Source organism: Paraburkholderia sp. SIMBA_054 (assembly GCF_046534875.1).
Taxonomy (GTDB): Bacteria; Pseudomonadota; Gammaproteobacteria; order Burkholderiales; family Burkholderiaceae; genus Paraburkholderia; species Paraburkholderia hospita.
This window is the reverse complement of the sequence record NZ_JAWRXV010001243.1, coordinates 1-253: the sequence shown is the minus strand read 5'-3', so window position 1 is coordinate 253 and position 253 is coordinate 1. Positions and strand designations below refer to the sequence as shown.

Here is a 253-nt window from a genome sequence, read left to right as displayed (position 1 = left end):
TCTTTTTTCTTTAATATGTAATACACTTGCTGTCACAATTCCCATCGTCTTCCTAATAGGGATTTTCGTTGAAACGGTATTCCGATTGTCGCTCTCATCCTTAGCGGAGATGGTCACGGTAAACGTCCCGGTGGACATATTTCTGAAATCCCAAGTTGCCGATTGCCTGCCTTTAGTGACCTGCCTTGAAGCAAGGGTTCCAACCACTATTCCTTTACTGTTCTTGATTTCCACCGTTACATTGGCATTTTCA

At 43.1% G+C, this 253-nt stretch carries 1 protein-coding gene; it reads right to left on the bottom strand.

Going from position 1 to position 253, the window contains the following annotated elements; translation table 11 throughout:
- Nucleotides 1-253, bottom strand: a 253-nt coding sequence (locus SB822_RS59085) for a FlgD immunoglobulin-like domain containing protein (protein ID WP_410859373.1), incomplete at both ends; no start/stop codon positions are given.